The 18534-nt window shown below is 65.7% G+C and carries 17 protein-coding genes; 12 read left to right on the forward strand and 5 right to left on the reverse strand.

Annotation, left to right across the window (positions count from 1 at the left end):
- Nucleotides 1-24: 24 nt before the first annotated feature.
- The 4 genes from AC5P9I_RS11090 to AC5P9I_RS11105 all read right to left on the reverse strand — a co-directional run bounded on the left by AC5P9I_RS11090 (nt 25) and on the right by AC5P9I_RS11105 (nt 2677).
- A complete protein-coding gene (locus AC5P9I_RS11090) occupies nt 25-375 on the reverse strand; it encodes a DUF3301 domain-containing protein (RefSeq protein WP_005415950.1) in 351 nt (116 codons plus the stop codon).
- Nucleotides 376-442: 67 nt separating this feature from the next.
- Nucleotides 443-1444, reverse strand: coding sequence for a DUF2272 domain-containing protein (locus tag AC5P9I_RS11095; protein ID WP_049467524.1), 1002 nt, complete (start codon nt 1442-1444; stop codon nt 443-445).
- Nucleotides 1445-1559: 115 nt separating this feature from the next.
- Complete coding sequence (nadC, locus tag AC5P9I_RS11100; protein WP_049467526.1) at nt 1560-2411, reverse strand: carboxylating nicotinate-nucleotide diphosphorylase; 852 nt, start codon at nt 2409-2411, stop codon at nt 1560-1562.
- The gene (locus tag AC5P9I_RS11105; RefSeq protein ID WP_005408847.1) at nt 2408-2677 is read right to left on the reverse strand and encodes a Trm112 family protein; all 270 of its coding nucleotides are present in this window, start codon (nt 2675-2677) and stop codon (nt 2408-2410) included. Before AC5P9I_RS11105 ends, nadC begins: the two co-directional genes overlap by 4 nt.
- Before the next feature lie 58 nt (nt 2678-2735).
- On the opposite strand from AC5P9I_RS11105, the gene purE reads away from it, so the two are divergent.
- From purE to AC5P9I_RS11120, 3 genes are all read left to right on the forward strand, one after another.
- Nucleotides 2736-3239, forward strand: a complete 504-nt coding sequence (gene purE, locus AC5P9I_RS11110) for a 5-(carboxyamino)imidazole ribonucleotide mutase (protein WP_005412808.1) — start codon at nt 2736-2738, stop codon at nt 3237-3239.
- A complete protein-coding gene (locus AC5P9I_RS11115; RefSeq protein ID WP_049467529.1) occupies nt 3236-4384 on the forward strand; it encodes a 5-(carboxyamino)imidazole ribonucleotide synthase in 1149 nt (382 codons plus the stop codon). Before purE ends, AC5P9I_RS11115 begins: the two co-directional genes overlap by 4 nt.
- Before the next feature lie 110 nt (nt 4385-4494).
- Entirely contained in the window at nt 4495-4836 is a 342-nt protein-coding gene (locus tag AC5P9I_RS11120) for a carboxymuconolactone decarboxylase family protein (RefSeq protein WP_049467531.1), read from the forward strand.
- Between the two features lie 114 nt (nt 4837-4950).
- Here AC5P9I_RS11120 and AC5P9I_RS11125 read toward each other — a convergent pair whose 3' ends face one another.
- A complete protein-coding gene (locus AC5P9I_RS11125) occupies nt 4951-5529 on the reverse strand; it encodes a superoxide dismutase (protein WP_049467552.1) in 579 nt (192 codons plus the stop codon).
- A 121-nt stretch (nt 5530-5650) separates the two neighbouring features.
- Here AC5P9I_RS11125 and grxD point away from each other — a divergent pair, with 121 nt between their 5' ends.
- From grxD to AC5P9I_RS11170, 9 genes are all read left to right on the forward strand, one after another.
- Nucleotides 5651-5971 (forward strand): Grx4 family monothiol glutaredoxin, encoded by a 321-nt coding sequence (gene grxD, locus AC5P9I_RS11130; RefSeq protein WP_049467533.1) that lies wholly within the window; start codon nt 5651-5653, stop codon nt 5969-5971.
- Entirely contained in the window at nt 5968-6744 is a 777-nt protein-coding gene (locus AC5P9I_RS11135; RefSeq protein WP_049467535.1) for an SDR family NAD(P)-dependent oxidoreductase, read from the forward strand. The genes grxD and AC5P9I_RS11135 overlap by 4 nt, the downstream gene beginning before the upstream one ends.
- A 232-nt stretch (nt 6745-6976) precedes the next feature.
- Nucleotides 6977-10180, forward strand: a complete 3204-nt coding sequence (locus tag AC5P9I_RS11140) for a TonB-dependent receptor (RefSeq protein WP_231353036.1) — start codon at nt 6977-6979, stop codon at nt 10178-10180.
- Nucleotides 10181-10433: 253 nt separating this feature from the next.
- Complete coding sequence (gene ppnN / locus AC5P9I_RS11145; protein ID WP_049467539.1) at nt 10434-11822, forward strand: nucleotide 5'-monophosphate nucleosidase PpnN; 1389 nt, start codon at nt 10434-10436, stop codon at nt 11820-11822.
- Nucleotides 11823-11982: 160 nt separating this feature from the next.
- Nucleotides 11983-12501 carry a GspH/FimT family pseudopilin gene (locus tag AC5P9I_RS11150; protein ID WP_049467541.1) on the forward strand — a complete coding sequence of 173 codons (519 nt, stop codon included), beginning with the start codon at nt 11983-11985 and terminating at the stop codon, nt 12499-12501.
- Nucleotides 12498-12974: a type IV pilus modification protein PilV gene (gene pilV / locus AC5P9I_RS11155; RefSeq protein WP_049467543.1), complete on the forward strand. Its 477-nt coding sequence runs from the start codon at nt 12498-12500 to the stop codon at nt 12972-12974. The genes AC5P9I_RS11150 and pilV overlap by 4 nt, the downstream gene beginning before the upstream one ends.
- A complete protein-coding gene (locus tag AC5P9I_RS11160; RefSeq protein WP_049467545.1) occupies nt 12971-14137 on the forward strand; it encodes a PilW family protein in 1167 nt (388 codons plus the stop codon). The genes pilV and AC5P9I_RS11160 overlap by 4 nt, the downstream gene beginning before the upstream one ends.
- Before the next feature lie 4 nt (nt 14138-14141).
- Complete coding sequence (locus AC5P9I_RS11165; RefSeq protein WP_049467547.1) at nt 14142-14651, forward strand: pilus assembly PilX family protein; 510 nt, start codon at nt 14142-14144, stop codon at nt 14649-14651.
- A 10-nt stretch (nt 14652-14661) separates the two neighbouring features.
- Entirely contained in the window at nt 14662-18528 is a 3867-nt protein-coding gene (locus tag AC5P9I_RS11170) for a pilus assembly protein (RefSeq protein ID WP_235645191.1), read from the forward strand.
- The last annotated feature ends 6 nt before the right edge of the window (nt 18529-18534 follow it).

Raw genomic sequence — 18534 nt, forward strand, 5'->3', positions numbered from 1 at the left:
CGTTGGTCAGGACATCCTTAAACCCTAGACATCCTCGGCATCCTCCACATCCGGCCGGATCTGGCTGATCCGCGCGGCACCGGGGCCAGTGAACGAGATCAACTGGTCGCCACGCAGCACCATGCGGCCCACGTGGCGGTCGATGCCATCGTAGGAATACTCGAACTTGAAGGTGCGTTCGAAGCCGAGCCGGCCATCCTCGCCACGCGACAGCCGCAACCCGGTGGCGTGCACCGCCTGGTCCAGCCACTGCACGTCGGCGGCGCGGCAGGCATTGCGTCCCAGTTCCACCGCGCGCTCGGCGGCCGAGCGCGCGGCGTTCCAGAAGAAGTAGATGATTCCGCCGGCAATCAGCAACAGCAGCAGGGTGGGCATGGCGTCAGCCGTCAGAGGTGGATCCGGCAAAGATGGCGGCGAATGCGTGCTGGATCAAGCGCCTGTGTCACCGCCTTGGCGGCTGCGGGTCGGTCATCGGTGATGGGGGTGCGGTGGCCGGCACCGTGGCCGGCACTGCCTGCATCGGTGCTGTGCTGGGCGAAGGCATCGCCAAGGGCGTGGTCGCGGTCAGCTGCAGCAGGGCCGCCCAGTCCTGGCGGTTGAAACTGCATTCGTCCTCACGCCCCGGGGTGCAGCTGGGGTCAATGCCGGTGCTGTTGCGTTCGCGCGCCGGCGGCAACTTGATCAGCCCGGTACGATCCAGCGGCAGCAACCGCATCGCCACGGTGTTCATCACGTTGCCACCGACCAGGTACAGGGTCTGGTCGCCGCCCAGGTTGGCGGCCACCACCACTTCGCAATGTGATTTCCAGTGGCCCACCGAACCGTTGCCCAGCGCCTGCACCAATCCGCTGTAACTGAGCGTGCTGCTGCGGTCGCGCAGGAAGCACAGCAGGTCACCGGGCGCGGGTTTGGCCGTGGCCGGATCGACCAGCCTGTACGGCACGCCCGAGGGGCCGCCCTGGTACGCGGCGCGGATGTAGTCGATATGGCGTGGCGAGGTATTGAAGCCGGGCACACCGGCACGCACCATCACCCACGAAATGAAGGCAGCCGACCACGGGTTGTCGACCAGGAACGCGCGGCAGTCACTGTCGGCATAGCGCGTGCCCAGCGGTGCCAGGCAGCTGCTGGCGCCGGCGATGCTGCCCATGGCGTTGAGCGTGCCGCTGTTGCGCCAGTAGCCGGCCACGCGCTGCCAGGCGATCAGTCCGTTGTCGGCCAGGTGTTCGTTCTCGGCCTCGGTGACACTGAGACTCGCCGCACGGCCATCACGATCGATGAAAGGCCGGAACCAGAGCCGGTGTTCATTGCAGGCAGTATTGCGGATGGCCACCGCCAACGGACTCAGGCCGAAGCGGGGCGGCACATCGCAGGCTTCGGCGGCCGCTGCGGACAGGGGTGCCGCAGCCAGCAGCAGACAGGCAGGCAAGAGCATCCGGGGCATGCGCGGCTCCTGTGGGGGATGCCCGCAGCGTCGCAGCGCTGTCGTGAACGCCGGGTGTGAGAACGCGGTCAGATCCCTTTTCCCATGAAAAAGGGATCGGACCCCGCGCCGGGCCTCAGCCCGGTGGCGGGCCCAGCTTCAACGACAGGTCGATCGCCTGCACGTGCTTGGTCAGGCCGCCGATGGAGATGCAGTCGACGCCATCCTCGGCGATCGAGCGCAGGCCGCCCAGGCCGACGCTGCCGGAGACTTCCAGTGGAATGCGGCCGGCAGTGATGCGTACGGCTTCGCGGCGCAGGTCGGGGCTGAAGTCGTCCAGCAGGATGCGTTCGCACCCGGCTTCAAGGGCCTGGCGCAGCTGCGCCAGGTCTTCGACCTCGACCACCAGCGGCAGCGCAGACCACTCACGGCGTGCGGCGGCCACCGCCGCGGCCAGCGAACCGGCGGCACGGATGTGGTTCTCCTTCAGCATCACCGTGTCATACAGGCCGAAGCGATGATTCTCGCCACCGCCGCAGCGCACCGCGTACTTCTGCGCCAGGCGCAGGCCGGGCAGGGTCTTGCGGGTGTCGAGGATGCGCGTGCCGGTACCGGCCACCGCTGCCACGTAACGGGCGGTGGTCGTGGCGGTGCCGGACAACGTCTGCAGGAAATTGAGCGAGGTGCGCTCAGCGCTGACCAGGCTGCGACTGCGCCCGTGCAGCAGCGCCAGCACGGTGCCGGCGGTGACGGCATCGCCTTCGGCGATGTGCCATTCAATGCGCACCTCGGGGTCGAGCGCGCGATGGGTGGCGTCGAACCAGGGTCGCCCGGCGATCACCGCGTCCTGCTTGCACAGCAGGTAGGCGCTGTCAGCCTGGTCGGGCAGCAGGGCAGCGGTGACGTCGCCGCTGCCCAGGTCCTCGGCCAGTGCACGCGCGACATCGGCGGCGACCAGGGCCGCATCCGGCGTCGGCAGCGTGCTCATGCGGCCGGGAAGTCGGCGATCTGGGCCGTCGGGATGGCTTCCTCGGCCAGCAGCACCGGGATGCCGTCGTCGACGCGGAACACCTGCTTGCGGTCACGGGTGACCAGCGCTTCGCGCAGCGGCTGCGCCAGCGGGTTGCCATCGGCCTTGTTCACCGCGCCGGCGGAGATGGCCTTGTTGAGGGCTTCCAGGCCCTTGCCATCCAGCAGGGACAGGGGCTGGCGGGTGTCCGGCGACACCAGCAGGTCGAGCAGCTTGCGATCCATGGTTCTTCGTCTTGCGTGGAAGATGGCTAGAATACGTCTTTAAGGCAGGTGACGGCCAATGACCCCCAACCCGATCGCGCCGCTCGTCGGCATCGTCATGGGTTCCCGTTCCGACTGGGAAACCATGCAGCACGCCGCCCAGAAGCTTGAAGCCCTGGGTGTTCCGTTCGAAGTGAAGGTGGTGTCCGCGCATCGGACCCCGGATGTGTTGTTCAGTTACGCCGAGCAGGCGGGCCCGCGTGGCCTGCGCGCGATCATCGCCGGTGCCGGCGGGGCCGCGCACCTGCCGGGGATGATCGCGGCCAAGACCGCCGTGCCGGTGCTGGGCGTGCCGGTGCAGTCCAAGGCCCTCAACGGCATGGACTCGCTGCTGTCGATCGTGCAGATGCCGGCCGGCATTCCGGTCGCCACCTTCGCCATCGGCAATGCCGGCGCCTCCAACGCGGCGCTGTTCGCGGCGGCGATGCTGGCCAGCGACCAGCCGGCGATCGGCCAGGCGCTGGACGCCTTCCGTGCACGCCAGACCGAAGACGTGATGGCCCACGACGATCCGCGCCAATGAGCCTGACCGTCGGCATCCTGGGCGGCGGCCAGCTCGCCCGCATGATGGTCCTGGCCGGTGCGCCGCTGGGGCTGCGTTTCGAACTGTACGACCCGGCAGCCGACGCCTGCAGCGGCCCGCTGGCGCCGCTCACCGTCGGTGCCTTCGATGACCGCCAGGCGCTGGCGGACTTCGCCGCCAAGGTCGACGTGGTCACCTTCGATTTCGAGAACGTGCCCGCCGACAGTGCGCAGTTCCTGGCCGGCCGCGTGCCGGTCTACCCGCCCCCGGCTGCGCTGGCGGTGGCCCAGGACCGGTTGAGCGAGAAGACCCTGTTCCAGCAGCTGGGCATTCCGCTGCCGGCCTTCGCAGACATCCGCAGCCGCGACGAGCTGGCGGCGAAGGCCGCTGAATTCGGCCTGCCGTGCATCCTCAAGACCCGCCGTCTGGGCTACGACGGCAAGGGCCAGTTCCGCCTGCGCAGCGAGGCCGACGTCGACGCCGCCTGGGAGGCGCTGGGCGCGCAGGTCGAGCGCACCGGGCTGATCCTGGAGGGCTTCGTCGCCTTCCAGCGCGAGGTCAGCGTGGTGGCCGTGCGTGGCCGCGATGGCGGCTTCGAGGCCTGGCCGATCACCGGCAACTGGCATGTCGATGGCGTGCTGTCGGCCAGCGTGGCGCCGGCGGTGCTGTCCGACGCCGAGCAGCAGGCGGCCATCGGCTACGCGCGCCGTGTCGCCGAGCACCTGCAGTACGTCGGCGTGTTCGCGCTGGAGCTGTTCTGCCGCGATGGCGAGCTGTTGGCCAACGAGATGGCGCCGCGCGTGCACAACTCCGGCCACTGGACCATCGAAGGCAGCGAGACCTCGCAGTTCGAGAACCACCTGCGTGCCGTGCTGGGCCTGCCGCTGGGCAGCACCCGCATGCTCGGCCACGCCTGCATGCTGAACTGGCTGGGCGAGATGCCCGACCCGGCACCGGTGCTGGCCCAGGCCAGCGGCCATTGGCACGATTACGGCAAGCAGCCGCGCGAGGGCCGCAAGGTCGGCCACGCCACGCTGCGCGACGATGATGCCGTGGCCTTGGCCGATGCGCTGGACCAGATTGGCCTGGAGCTGGACCGTCAGGCCCAGGTCGCACCTGCGGTGCACGCGCTGCGCAACCGCTGAGCCGGTAGTGCCGGCCGCTGGCCGGCAATGCAACGATGTGGCGCGCCGGTGCAGGCATTGGCGCAACATTTCCGGTGGTAGCGTGGAGCTCCTTTACAGGAGTCACGACCATGCTCGACTGGAATGCCTACCGCAAGGAACTGAAGGGTCGTATCGGCGAGATCGGCAAGCTCTCGCCCGACACGATCAAGGGCTACGCCACCCTGGCCAACGCCGGCGCCCAGACCAACCACCTTGATGCCAAGACCCGCGAGCTGATCGCGCTGGCGGTGGCGGTGACCACCCGCTGCGACGGCTGCATCACCGTGCATGTGGACGCAGCGTTGAAGCAGGGCGCCAGCCGCGAGGAAATCGCCGAAGCACTGGGCGTGGCGGTGTCGCTCAACGCCGGCGCCGCGCTGGTGTACTCGGCGCGGGTGATGGATGCGGTGGCCGCGCACGAGAGCGCGTGACGCTCCGCTCTGCATTTCGGTAGTGCCGGCCGCTGGCCGGCAACCCCGGCATCCTTGTACGTCCAGTGGGTTGCCGGCCAGCGGCCGGCACTACCCGGTGACCGAGCCGCTGCCTCAGCGCAGCTGGCTCTCGGCGAATTCCCAGTTGACCAGCTGCCAGAACCCGTCCAGGTAGCGCGCGCGATCATTCTGGTAATCGGTGTAGTAGGCGTGCTCCCAGACGTCGCAGCACAGCAGCGGGGTGCTTTCGCCGGTCAGTGGCGTGCCGGCATTGCGCGTGGCCTGGATGCCCAGCTGGCCACCGGGGTGCTGCACCAGCCACACCCAGCCCGAGCCGAACAGGCCCAGCGCCGTGCGGTTGAACTCCTCGCGCAGGCGCTGTGCGTCGCCGAACTGGCGCTTGACCAGCTCGCCCAGCCGGCCCTGCGGCTCGCCGCCGCCGCGCGGGCGCAGGCACTGCCAGTAAAAGCCATGGTTCCAGGCCTGGGCGGCCGCATCGAACAGAGCGCCCTGGGCATGGCGCACGATCTCTTCCAGTGACGCCTCCTCCCACTCGGTGCCGAGGGTGCCGGCATTGACCGCGTCGACATAGGCGCGGTGGTGGCGGCCGTGATGCAGCTCCACGGTCTGCGCGGACAGGTGCGGCTGCAGGGAGCCGGAGAGGTAGGGCAGGGCAGGCAATTCGACGGGCATGGACAGGTTCGTGGCCAGGGGGACGGCGGCAGCCTGTTCCATCCGCTTACAATGGCGGCTACCGTGGGCAGTCTAGCCGACCATCACGGTCGGGTTGTCCGGCGAAGCAAGGAGTGTGGTTGTGGCGGTGATGCAGCAAATCCAGGCCGAGGTCGATCGTTACCCGCTCGTGCTGTTCATGAAAGGCACCCCGCAGTACCCGATGTGCGGCTTTTCCAGTCGCGCCGTGCAGGCGCTGATGGCGGCCGGCGCTGTCGCCCTGCGCACCGTCAACGTGCTCGAGGAACCGGAGATCCGTGCCAACCTGCCGCGCTTCTCCAACCTGCCGACCTTCCCGCAGCTGTTCATCAACGGTGAGCTCATCGGCGGCTGCGACATCGTCATGGAACTGTTTGAATCCGGCGAGCTCAAGCGCATCGTCGAAGAGGCGACCCAGGGATGAGTGCCTGGCCGTCGACGTCACCGACTGACGGGGCGTTCGATGGCCGCCCGTTGCAGGACCGCGTGGTGCTGGTTGCCGGGGCCGGCGGCGGGCTGGGCAGTGCCGCGGCGGTTGCTGCCGCAGCCGCCGGGGCCACCGTGGTCCTGCTGGGGCGCAAGCCGCGCCGGTTGGACCGGGTCTATGCCCAGGTCCAGGCGGTCGGCCCGGAACCCCTGCTGTACCCGCTGGACCTGGAAGGTGCCGGCCCCGACGACTACGCCGAACTGGCCCAGGCCCTGCAGCGCGAGCTGGGGCGGCTGGACGGCCTGCTGGTCTGCGCCGCGCATTTCCCGGGGCTGACCCCGTTCGAGCTGGCCGACCCGGCCAGCTTCGCCCGCGCGGTCCATGTCACCCTGACGGCCCCGGCCTGGCTGGCCCAGGCCTGCCTGCCGCTGCTGCGACAGCGCGAGGATGCCGCCCTGGTGTTCGCGGTCGATGCCCCTGAACGGGTGGGGCAGGCCTACTGGGGAGGGTACGGCGTGGCCCAGCACGGCCTGCGTGGCCTGATCGCCAGCCTGCACGATGAACTGGGCCGCAGTCCCGTCCGGGTCAGCGGCCTGTACCCCGGCCCCCTGCGCACGGCGCTGCGCGCACGTGCCTATTCCGTCGACCAGGACCCGGCTGCGCAAGGCCCGGAAGCCGCAGCGGCAGCGGCGGTGACCCTGTTGTCCGGGGCCGGGAGCGCCTGGCGTGGGCAGATTCTTGATGCCAGTGGGATGGCCCGGGAAAAGTGAGTCCCATGGAAAGGCGGAGTGAAGAACCCGTCACGATTGCGTTGCGAACCGGTGCCGTTTGTCGCACAACCGTCACATTGATGGCGTAGCGTGTTAATCTAGTGTTAACCGTTAGGGCTGCCTTCAGCCGAGCGGTAGGGAACCCCAGATAACTCTCCGATCAGCCACCCGCAGGGCTGCTTGGATGCGCTTTTTTTCCGCCATCGCCAACTCGCATCGAGGCTACCGAAAAATGACCCACCCACTCCGGATGTCCAAGCTCACCCTTGGTCTCGTGGCTGCACTTGCCGCCGCCCCCGCCTTCGCCCAGAGCACCTCTGCCGGTGTCGGCGGCCAGGTCGTGTCCCGCAGCGGCCAGCCCGTTGCCGGCGCTGAAGTCACCATCACCCACACCGAGTCGGGCACCGTTTCGCGTGCGACCACCGATGCGGCCGGCCGCTACAACGCGCGCGGCCTGCGCGTGGGTGGTCCGTACTCGATCACCATCACCAAGCCGGGTGAAGGCACCAAGACCGAAGATGGCGTCTACCTGGGCGTGAACCAGACCGGCACCATCAATGCCACCCTGGCCGGCGACCTCGCCGCGACCAACCTGGACACCGTGCAGGTCACCGCTGTCGGCGGTGGTTCGGAAGTGTTCAGCGCCACCAAGATGGGCTCGGGCACCAACATCAGCCAGCAGCAGATCGAAGTTGCGCCGTCCATCGGCGGCAACATCCAGGATCTGATGCGCCTGGATCCGCGCGTGACCTTCATCGATCGCGCCTCGGGCTCGATCTCGGCCGGTGGCCAGAACCCGCGCTTCAACTCGATCAACATCGACGGCGTCTCGGCCAGCGACACCTTCGGCCTGGAAGGCAACAACATGCCGACCCGCCGCCAGCCGGTCGCGATGGAAGCCATCGAAGCCCTGGACATCAACCTGTCCAACTACGACGTCAGCATCGCTGCTGCCGCCGGTGCCACCGTCAACGCGGTGACCAAGTCGGGTACCAATGAATTCCACGGATCGGTGTACGGCACCTACCGTGATGGCGACTGGTTCGGCGACAACCCGGAAGGCCAGCCGTTCAAGGGCTTCACCAAGGAAGAAACCTACGGCATGACCCTGGGCGGCCCGATCGTCAAGGACAAGCTGTTCTTCTTCGCCAACTACGAAAAGTTCAAGCAGGCCGCCCCGGGCGCCGACCTGAGCGGCACCGCGCTGGGCAAGGCCAACCCGCAGTTCACCCTGGCCGATGTGACCCGCGCGCAGCAGATCGCGCAGGGCTATGGCATCAACGCCGGTGGCCTGGAAAGCAACGGCGACACGGAGATGGAAGAGTACGCGCTGAAGCTGGACTGGAACATCAGCGACAACCACCGCGCCAACATCCGTTACAGCAAGATCGACCAGAGCAAGCTGCGAATCAACGGCATGACCACCAGTTCGGCCTCGCTGAGCTCGTACTGGTACCAGCATGACAAGACCAACGAGAGCTACGTCGCCCAGCTGTTCAGCGACTGGACCCCGAACTTCTCGACCGAACTGAAGGCGTCGTACCGCGAGTACTCGGCGATCCGCAACGTGTCCACCGGCGCGCCGAGCATCCGCATCTTCTTCGGCGGCAATGAGGCTGCGCCATCGGGTGACTCGCTGTACCTGGGTACCGAAGTCAACTCGCAGGACAACATCCTCGAGACCAAGGCATGGAACTACTACGCCGCCGCCACCTGGACCCTGGGTGACCACGACGTCAAGTTCGGTGCGTCGTACGACACCAACGACATCTACAACTACTTCGGCGCCAACTCGTGGGGTGCCTACACCTTCTACGGCCTGGACAACTTCGCCGCTGGCCGCTGGAGCAGCTACAACTACAACCCGGAGCGCACCCCGGGCTCGATTCCGGCTGACTACAAGTACAGCAACCTGGCCCTGTTCGTGCAGGACACCTGGTATGTCAACAGCAACCTGACCCTGACCATGGGCGTGCGTGCCGACCGTGCCGACACCAGCCCGGCCCCGACCTACAACGCTGCAGCCTCGACGTTCTTCGGTCGCGACAACAGCGAGGTGCTGAGCAACAAGTTCCTGATCCAGCCGCGCTTCGGTTTCAACTACACCTTCGACAGCGAGCGCCCGACCCAGCTGCGCGGCGGCATCGGCCTGTTCCAGGGTGATGCGCCGCAGGTGTGGCTGAGCAACAGCTACTCGGCGACCGGCTTCAACAACTCGGTGTACACCTACACCGCCTACAACCCGGCGCTGCAGTTCAACGGGAACAAGGACAGCCAGCCGGTCCCGACCACCCCGGGCTCGAACCGTCAGAACGTCAACTTCGTCGGCAGCGACTTCAAGATGCCGTCGGTGTACAAGGCCAACCTGGCCTTCGACCATGAGACCCCGTGGTACGGCATCGTGGCTTCGGCCGAGCTGCTGGTCACCAAGGTCAAGGATGCCCTGTACTACAGGAACCTGAACCTGGGTCCGGTGCAGCAGCTGGGTCCGGACGGTCGTGAGCTCTACTACGCAGCAGCGCGCAACGGCAACCTCTGGACCAACAGCGACGCGCGCGCCGGGCGCAATGGTGCCTACGACTCGGTGTACGAAATCGCCAACACCAACAAGGGTCGCACCTCGCAGTTCACCGTGTCGCTGAGCAAGCCGTGGTCGGACGCCAGTGACTGGTCCTGGAACATCGGTTACACCTACACCGACGCTACCGAAGTGGGCTCGCTGACCAGCTCCACCGCAAGCTCGGGGTGGAACTACCAGTACGCCTTCAACGCCAACAGCGAAACCGAGAACACCTCGCGCTACCAGATCCGTGACCGCCTGTCGGGCTCGCTGAACTGGAAGCACAAGTTCTTCGGCGACTACGAAACCAAGGTCGGTCTGGTGTACGAGGGCCGCAGCGGCCGTCCGTACAGCTACGTGTACTCGAACGATGCCAACGGCGACGGCCGTTCTGCAAACGACCTGTTCTACGTGCCCAACCCGGGCGAGGTTCTGTTCGGCAATCTGGTGGGCAACAAATTCACCCCGGATGCGGCAATGGAGAAGTCGTTCTACGAATGGCTGGCGGCCAATCCGCAGCTGGCCAAGTACGCAGGCGGCTACGCTCCGGCGAACCAGTTCCGTACCGGCTGGATCAACACCTTCGATATCCGTATCAGCCAGCAGCTGCCGGGCTTCATGAAGGGTCACAAGTCGGAAGTGTGGCTTGACATCCAGAACGTCGGCAACATGCTCAACAAGAAGTGGGGCAACATCTACGACTACGGCTTCTTCGCCGATGCGCGCGTAGCTACCCTGCAGGGCATGAAGGACGGCAAGTACGTCTACAACTTCCGCGGCGCTGACCTGCCGACGGTGGCCAACAACGACGCAGACGGCTTCGACGTCGGTGTCTCGCAGTGGTCGCTGCAGCTGGGCTTCCGCTACCAGTTCTGATGCACTGACGTAGCGTTGCTGTAAATGGAAACGGCCGGGGAAACCCGGCCGTTTTCCGTTCAGGCGAAAGTCCTTGCAGGGTGTCGGGCAACGGCGTAGCATCCAGAAATGTGCGCGGCGTCAACGCCGCCCAGGCGGTCCCGGACAGGCGAACGCGGGCAGCACACATCCAACGGTCGGGCTTCCCGGCCGTTTTGCTTTTTAAGGGGGCGGCAGTACAGTCGGAAACCTTGAAGGAAGCGAAAAATTGGATATGACCACGAACGAAAAATCAGCCCGTGCGCTGCCGGTGCAGGATGCGCGGATCTACCCGCGCGGTGGGCTGGACGTGCTGTCGCGGGCCGAAGTGGCACGCCTGCGCGATGCCTCCGCCGGCGGCATGCATGAGCTGCTGCGCCGCTGCGCGCTGGCCGTGCTGACCAGCGGCAGCGCCTCGGACGATCCGCGCGCGGCGCGCGACCTCTACCCTGATTTCGACATCCAGGTGGCGCAGCAGGATCGCGGCGTGCGCATCGACCTGGTCAACGCGCCGGCGATGGCCTTCGTCGACGGTGAGATCATCCGCGGTGTCGCCGAACTGCTGTTCGCCGTCGTGCGCGACCTGGCCTACATGGCCATCGAGATGGGCCCGGCCTACGCGGCCGAGCTGGAGTCGTCCGAGGGCATCACCAACGCGGTGTTCGGCCTGCTGCGCAACGCGCGCATCCTCAACCCGGGCGATCCGAACCTGGTGGTGTGCTGGGGCGGCCACTCGATCTCGCGCGACGAGTACCTGTACACCAAGCAGGTGGGTTACGAGCTGGGCCTGCGCGGCCTGGACATCTGCACCGGCTGCGGCCCGGGCGCGATGAAGGGCCCGATGAAGGGCGCGACCATCGCACACGCCAAGCAGCGCCGCACCGTCACGCGCTACATCGGCCTGACCGAGCCGGGCATCATCGCGGCCGAGTCGCCGAACCCGATCGTCAACCATCTGGTGATCATGCCGGACATCGAGAAGCGCCTGGAGGCCTTCGTCCGCATCGGCCACGGCATCATCGTGTTCGCCGGTGGCGTCGGCACGGCCGAAGAGATCCTGTACCTGCTCGGCATCCTGCTGCGCGAGGAGAACAAGGACCTGCCGTTCCCGCTGATCCTGACCGGCCCGACCGTGGCAGCGCCATACTTCGAGCAGATCGACCGCTTCATCCGCCTGACCCTGGGCGACGAGGCTGCCGAGCGCTACGAGATCATCATCGGCGACCCGGTGGCCGTGGCCAGGAAGATGGCCAGTGGCATCAAGCGCGTGCGCGAACACCGCCTGGCGCAGAAGGACTCGTTCTTCTTCAACTGGTCGATCGAGATTCCGTGGGAGTACCAGCAGCCGTTCGTGCCGACCCACGAGGCAATGGCGGCGCTGGACCTGCATCACGGGCGTGCGCCGCACGCGCTGGCGGCCGACCTGCGCCGGGCGTTCTCGGGCATCGTGGCCGGCAACGTGAAGGAGGACGGCATGCGCCGCATCGAGCAGTTCGGGCCGTTCCAGATCCACGGTGACCCGGACATGATGCAGGCGCTGGACGCGCTGCTGCGCGCCTTCGTCGAGCAGCGCCGGATGAAGATCTCCGGCGAATACCAGCCCTGCTACCAGGTGCTGGCCTGAACCCGGGCCGGCGCGATGGGGATCGCGCCGGCACCGGTCGGGGAGGGTGCACGTCAAGCCTTTGACGCCCGTCGCCCCGGATTGACCGTTCATCCTGCCGCCGCTTGCCGGTGGCGGGGCGATGGCCCATCGTGGCCACCAACACGCTGGGGAGCGTCCAATGTCTTTGCGCCGGCAAAACGGCTTCACGCTGGTTGAACTGATGGTCACGATCGCCGTGGTGGCGATCCTGGCGACCATTGCGTTCCCCAGCTTCCAGAGCACGATCCGCTCCAATCGGATCGCCTCGTCGGGCAATGAAATCACCGGCCTGCTGTCATTGGCGCGCAGTGAAGCGGTGCGCAACAAGCGGGGCGGCGGCGTCTGTGGCAGTTCTACTGGGACCAGCTGCGACAATGCCTGGACATCGGGGATGCTCGCCTGGTCCGATGCCAACGGTGACGGCGCGATGCAGACGGGTGAGGCGGTGTTGCGCTTCGTGACCATTTCTTCCGATGCGATCAGCGTCACCGCTCCCTCCGACAGCGTGATTGCGTTCGACAACCGAGGCCGCCGCCGCGCCGCGGCGACCCAGGAAATCGTGCTGCAGCCCAAGAGCTGTGGCAGCGATGCACTTCGGCGCACACTGACCGTCAATGCGGCGGGCCAGATCACGTCCACCAAGGCAGCCTGCCAATGAACCGTCGTCTCCCGTCCTTTGCCCGGCGCCAGGGCGGCTTCAGCATGATGGAAGTGCTCGTCACCATCATCGTGCTGGCGTTCGGTCTGCTTGGGTTCGCCCTGTTGCAGACCATGAACGTGCGCTTCGTGCAGAGCTCGAACTATCGCACGCAGGCCACCAACCTGGCCTACGACATGCTTGACCAGATGCGAAGCAACCGGTACCAGGCCGCGTGGTATACCAACGCTACGTTCGCCGCCAACTCGATCAAATCCAGCTCATGCACCCGCACACTGGGAGCGGGCCTGGGCGTGGCCAGCAACATCACCCGATGGCAGTGCCAGGTCGTCCAGGCGCTGGGGGAAGGCGCGAGCGCTACGGTCCTCAACGCCAATGGCCAGGTCACCGTGGCCATCGCCTGGGGTGACCAGCGCTGGGATGCCAGCAACCCAGACACCCGGACCACCTTTACCCTGGTATCCCAGCTATGAGCCTTCGTCCCGTCCCGCCGCACCGGGTGGCCGGCATTTCATTGATCGAAACGATGATCGCCATGGTCATCGGCCTGGTACTGATGCTGGGCGTCGCGCAGGTTTTCCTCGCTTCGCGGGCGGCCTCGCGGCTGGCCGAGGGCAACGGACGTGCGCAGGAGAATGGTCGATTCGCTCTCGAGTTCCTGCAGCGTGACATCCGCATGGCGGGCCATTTCGGCTGCGTGAACGACCAGGCGCATTTCGTACGTGGCGAGGGTGATCCGGTCATCGATACCGGTGCCGCCACCGGCTCAGGTCATCCGCTGGATTTCAGCGTGACGATCCAGGGCTATGAGGCGCCGAACACGGAACCGGGGGCGAACCTCACCCTCGGCGGCTCCTGGGCGACGCCGACCGCACTCCCGGCGTCGATCGCCGCACTGTCTCCCCGTGGAGGCAGTGACATTCTGGTGCTGCGTTATCTGGCGCCCGAAGGCGTTCCGGTCACCGGACTGGCGCCAAGCAGCAACAGTGTGGTGGGGTTTGACACCACCGCTGGGGCCCGCATGGTCGAAGGAGGTGTTGCCGCGCCGAATGTGTTCGGCGTGGCCGACTGCAGCCACGTCAACGTGTTCAAGGGCACCTACGCGGCCGGCAAGGTCACGGCCAATGGTTCCAACCTGGGGCGATACACCGTGCAGCCGACCGGTCAGACCATGATCTATCGGGCCGAGTCGTTGGTGTACTACGTAGGAACCTCGGCCACCACTGGGCAGCCGGCGCTGATGCGGGCGCGTGCGGACGGCAACAACGGTTACGGCACGCCGGAGGAGCTGGTTGAGGGGATCGAGAACCTGCAGCTGCTGTTCGGTCTTGACAGCACGGTTGCCATCAGCACCACCTCGCCGCCGACCGGCAACATCACCGGACTGTCCACCGCCACCGGCGTGACTGCCGCTACCGGCGCCGCCGGTGCGGCGCAGTGGCGCCGCGTCGGGCAGGTCCAGGTCGGCATCCTCGCCCGTAGTCCTCTGCCGTCGCAGGCAGAAGCTCCTGCCAATGCAGTCAACTATCCACGCGCATTGGGCGTGGGCTTCGCGCCGGGAAGCCCGAGCGATGGGCGCTACCGCTCAACGTACGAATCCACGATTGCGCTGCGCAACCGCCTGTTCGGGAACTGATGCCATGAATGCTCGAGTCCGCAAGCGCCCCATGGCCCGTACCCAGCGTGGTGCGGTGCTCTATGTGGCATTGATCATGCTCATCCTGCTGGCGCTGATCGGCATCGCCGGCATGCAGGTCGCCGGCATGCAGGAAAAGATGGCGTCCAATTACCGCGCGACCAATGTCGCTTTCCAGAACGCCGAGGGTGTGACCCGGCGCAGTGAGCATGCACTCGAGAACATCGCCAACCGTGTTGCGGCGGCCAGTGATGCGCCGTTGGTGGATACCGATGTCCAGCAGAACTGTGATATCGCCTTCGATCCGGTGGCATGGGGCCGGGGGCGTGCACTGACGACCCGTGAAGCCGTCAATGTGCGCCGTATCGACTCTTGTGTCATCGGTGGCGGTTCGCTGTCGATGGGCAAGCCGCTCGACCCGGTGACGCCGATCTACCAGATCACCACCTTCGCTACCGATACCCCGACGGATTCCTCGTCGACGGCGTCGATCGATTCCATCTTCAAGCCCTGAGGTTGTCGGCATGTCCCGTCGAACCCCCCGGATCATCGCTGCGTCCGCTGTCGCCCTGCTGGGCGTGGGCGGCTATTTCGCCTACAGCCTGTTCGCAGCGCAAGGGCAGGGCGATCTCGCCCAGGCACCGCTTAACAACACCACGGCCATCCCGCCCGCCTTCATCATGGCGGTTGATGATTCGAACTCAATGACGTTCGAGCGCATTTTCAAGGGGGGGGATGGTCGCATGCAGTGGACGGGCAGCAGTTTCTTCAGCTCGGCGGGTGTGTTCTACAACGTCGGTGAGGGCTGCTCAACCAACTCGGCGGACTGCTACCTGTATCTTTTCCCGCATTCGGGATTCGCCGCGTCGTACTCGCCGGGACGCGCCATCCCGCCAATCGATTCCTTTGGTTTCGCGCGTTCTCCGACCTACAACGCGAGTTACTACAACCCCGACGTGACCTACAGTCCCTGGAAACTTCCCCAGGCCGATGCGAGCAACAACACCCTGTGGCCGGATGCAGACTTCGGCAACGCCCGTACCGACCCGCGCGATCCCGGCGTTTATGGCACCGATTTCTCGACTGGATACGGCACGATTTACAACCTGGCCTATCGTGAAGTCAATGGTGAAGCCTTCCAGTTCATGACGGGGATGACGATCCCGGCGGGCACCCGTTATCGCTCCACCGCCCGTAGCTGCAACTCGACCAGCAGCAATGGCCTGGCCAGTTCCAACGGCAACTGGATCACCTTGGCGAATGATGTCGATGTGCGCGCGAACTGCACCGTGCAGATGGGGTATGTACCGGCGACATTCTATTTGCCCGCCAGTGCGCCGGCACCGGCCGGCTACTTGACCGCGGACGTGAACCGGCCCTTGATCCGCAATGCTTGCGGTCTAGGCTGCGACATGCGCCGCTATCAGATCCTCGACGCGAACTACGCGCAGGGCTCGCCCCAGCTCGCCGAGGCGAAGAAGAATTTCGCGAACTGGTTCCAGTACCACCGCAATCGTATCCTGTCGATGGTGGGCTCCTCTTCGCATGCGATGGCAGGCGTAGAGAACATGCGTGTGGGCTACTTCACCATCAACAACCGCCAGAACGTGACCATGTTCGACGTGGCTACCCAGCGCGCGGACCTGTTTGCGCAGATTTATCGACTCAAGCCTGCCGGCGGTACGCCCAACCGACAGGCGGTCGCGTTCCTCGGTGAACAGTTCCGCCGGACCGACAGTGGCGCCCCGGTCGTTCGCGCCTGCCAAAAGAATGGCGGCATGCTGTTTACTGACGGTTACACCAATGCCAACAATGTCGCCAGCGGCTATGGGAATGCCGACGCGGCCGGGGGCACCCACTTCCCGGGCGCGCCTTTTGCCGATGGTTACAGCAATACCATTGCCGATATCGCCGCGTCCTATTACGCCGGCGCGTCCACCCCATTGCGTACCGGCGCCAGCTTCCCGGCTGGCCTGGTGCCCGTTCCGGAGCAGTGCAAGAGTCTCGATTCCTCTTCGCCGGACTGGAAGCGATTGGATTGCCAGACCAACCTGCACATGAATTTCTACGGTGTGACGCTGGGGGCGCAGGGCAACATCTACGAAGTCAATCAGGCGTCGACTGATGATCCTTACGCAAACCCGCCGAACTGGAACGCCAACGGCGACCCGGTGACGGCCGACGACGGCCGCGTGATCGACGAATTGTGGCACGCCTCGATCAACAGTCGCGGCGAGTTCATCAATGCCAAGACGCCTACCGACGTGACCGATGCGATGCGTCGGGTGCTGTCGGCGGTCAGTTCGGGTTCTTCGCCGTCGGGAACGTTCGCTCAGAGTGGTGCCCGCATCGGCCCAGGGTCGCTGACGGTCGTGCCGATGTACGATGTCCAGAACAATGGCACTGACTGGTTCAGCCGCCTCACCGCCAGCCAGGCCACGATCAATCCGACGACTCGCGAAGTGCAGTACACGCGTATCTGGGAAGCCAGCGAGCAGTTCCCTGCCGCCACCGCGCGCAACGTTTATTTCAATGATGCCGGAACAGTGCGCAAGTTCGGCACGACCACGGTGTCGTTGGCGGGGTTGTGCGGCCTCTCGTCCACGCAATATCCGGCGCAGTCCATCTGCAATGCCTCAACGCTGACCGCGCTGGGGGTTGATGCTGCGGCAGCGGCAAATTATCTGCTTGGCGACACCAGTCGCGAGGTCCGTCGTGGTGGGCGGCTGCGCGATCGCACGACGTTGCTGGGCGACATCATCAATTCCACGCCGGTCATCAGCGCGCCGGGAGACGACTTCGGCTATCGCGCATTGGCGGGTAGCCTCGGGACCACTTATTCCAACTATCTGACGGCAAAACGCGCGAACCGCCGCTATGTGGTCTATGCCGGAGCCAATGATGGCATGTTGCATGCGTTTGATGGCGGCATGGATGCGGCTGGAGTGGTGGGTGGCCAGGGCGGCCGCGAGTTGTTTGGCTACATTCCGGCCACCTCGTATGGCCACATGGGCAATCTGCTGATCCCGAACGATCCCGAGAAGAAGTACGCACAGCCGTTCGTGCATAAGTACTTCGTGGACGGTCCGCTGACCGTCGGCGACACCTTCTACGGCGGTGACTGGCATACGACGCTGGTAGGTACCACCGGTGCCGGCGGCCGTGGCGTGTTTGCGCTGGATGTCAGCGCGCCCGACACCTTCGCTGGTGCCAACCGACTGTGGGAAATCAATGATCTCACCGGCGATACGGCGGTCCGCGCCAACATCGGCCACGTGCTCGGAAAGCCGGTCATTGTGCCGGTGCGTGCGGCCGATGGCTCGGTCAGCTGGAAGGCGATTTTCGGCAATGGCTATTCCAGCGCCAGCAACAAGGCAGTCCTGTTCGTGGTGGATATCGGCACCGGAGCGACGCCTCGGGTGCGCATGATTGAAGCCAGTGAACCGGGCTCGACCATTGCGGGCAAGAATGGCCTGGGCAACATCGTGGTGCTTGATCGAGTGGACAGCACGCGTCTGGATCCGACCACAAACGCCCCCATCCGTATCCGCGATGGCTACGCCGATACCGTTTATGCGGCAGACCTGAAGGGGGCGGTGTGGAAGTTCGATCTGCTGTCCGATGCGGCAACGGTAACGGTACCGGCGTTCACCACCGGGACCTTCGTGCAGAGCGGTTCCACCTACCGGCAGCCTATTACCGGCGGTCTGCAGGTGGCGTCCGGTGAGAGTGGTGGCGTGCTGGTGATGTTTGGCACGGGCAGCTTCTCGTTCAACGATGACACGCTGCCGATCTCCGGTACCCAGATCCAGAGCATCTACGGATTCAATGATCTGTCCGCTGGTGTGATCACAACCACGTTGACGCGTTCCAATCTCACGCCCAACACACTGTCCACCACCGGGGGCGCGCGCAGCATCCAGGCGGGTACGGCACCGACCGGGTCGCGTGGCTGGTACGTGGATCTCCCCGCAGGTGAGCGTGCCGTGGGTTATCCGGAGCTTGCTTCAAGCACGTTGTTCATCACGACCTATGCGCCCGAATCCATCACCAGCGGCTGCAGCACCAGTGGTGCCAACTGGCTGCTGGGGCTGAGTCCGCGGACCGGGTTGGGAGCACTGGCGGGCATGCGGCTTGGGTCGATCACGGGTACGGCGGCAGCCGAAGGTACAGCTGGTCTGCAGTTGAGTACCGGCGGCAATGCTCCGGTCAAGGATGTGGGCGTCTCGGTGGTGCCCCGTCTGCAGCCGGCCAGTAAGTCCTCGGACGATGCCGAGATTCCGACGATTCCCAGTGGCGCTGGCTGCTGGATCGCGGTCAATGTCTCAGGCGCCGCGCCCATGTATGCCCCCTATCCCTGCGGTCGCCAGTCCTGGCGCCAGATCCAGTAACGGAGA

The organism is Stenotrophomonas sp. YJH_SMC_29 (genome assembly GCF_059371235.1).

Bases quoted from the DNA above. Each gene is read 5' to 3' on its own strand.
- nadC (WP_049467526.1), bottom strand. From the start codon at position 2,411: ATGAGCACGCTGCCGACGCCGGATGCGGCCCTGGTCGCCGCCGATGTC.
- AC5P9I_RS11095 (WP_049467524.1), bottom strand. From the start codon at position 1,444: ATGCCCCGGATGCTCTTGCCTGCCTGTCTGCTGCTGGCTGCGGCACCC.
- pilV (WP_049467543.1), top strand. From the start codon at position 12,498: ATGAACCGTCGTCTCCCGTCCTTTGCCCGGCGCCAGGGCGGCTTCAGC.
- AC5P9I_RS11105 (WP_005408847.1), bottom strand. From the start codon at position 2,677: ATGGATCGCAAGCTGCTCGACCTGCTGGTGTCGCCGGACACCCGCCAG.
- AC5P9I_RS11135 (WP_049467535.1), top strand. From the start codon at position 5,968: ATGAGTGCCTGGCCGTCGACGTCACCGACTGACGGGGCGTTCGATGGC.
- AC5P9I_RS11115 (WP_049467529.1), top strand. From the start codon at position 3,236: ATGAGCCTGACCGTCGGCATCCTGGGCGGCGGCCAGCTCGCCCGCATG.
- AC5P9I_RS11160 (WP_049467545.1), top strand. From the start codon at position 12,971: ATGAGCCTTCGTCCCGTCCCGCCGCACCGGGTGGCCGGCATTTCATTG.
- AC5P9I_RS11150 (WP_049467541.1), top strand. From the start codon at position 11,983: ATGTCTTTGCGCCGGCAAAACGGCTTCACGCTGGTTGAACTGATGGTC.
- AC5P9I_RS11170 (WP_235645191.1), top strand. From the start codon at position 14,662: ATGTCCCGTCGAACCCCCCGGATCATCGCTGCGTCCGCTGTCGCCCTG.
- AC5P9I_RS11140 (WP_231353036.1), top strand. From the start codon at position 6,977: ATGACCCACCCACTCCGGATGTCCAAGCTCACCCTTGGTCTCGTGGCT.
- AC5P9I_RS11120 (WP_049467531.1), top strand. From the start codon at position 4,495: ATGCTCGACTGGAATGCCTACCGCAAGGAACTGAAGGGTCGTATCGGC.
- AC5P9I_RS11125 (WP_049467552.1), bottom strand. From the start codon at position 5,529: ATGCCCGTCGAATTGCCTGCCCTGCCCTACCTCTCCGGCTCCCTGCAG.
- AC5P9I_RS11165 (WP_049467547.1), top strand. From the start codon at position 14,142: ATGAATGCTCGAGTCCGCAAGCGCCCCATGGCCCGTACCCAGCGTGGT.
- ppnN (WP_049467539.1), top strand. From the start codon at position 10,434: ATGACCACGAACGAAAAATCAGCCCGTGCGCTGCCGGTGCAGGATGCG.
- AC5P9I_RS11090 (WP_005415950.1), bottom strand. From the start codon at position 375: ATGCCCACCCTGCTGCTGTTGCTGATTGCCGGCGGAATCATCTACTTC.
- purE (WP_005412808.1), top strand. From the start codon at position 2,736: ATGACCCCCAACCCGATCGCGCCGCTCGTCGGCATCGTCATGGGTTCC.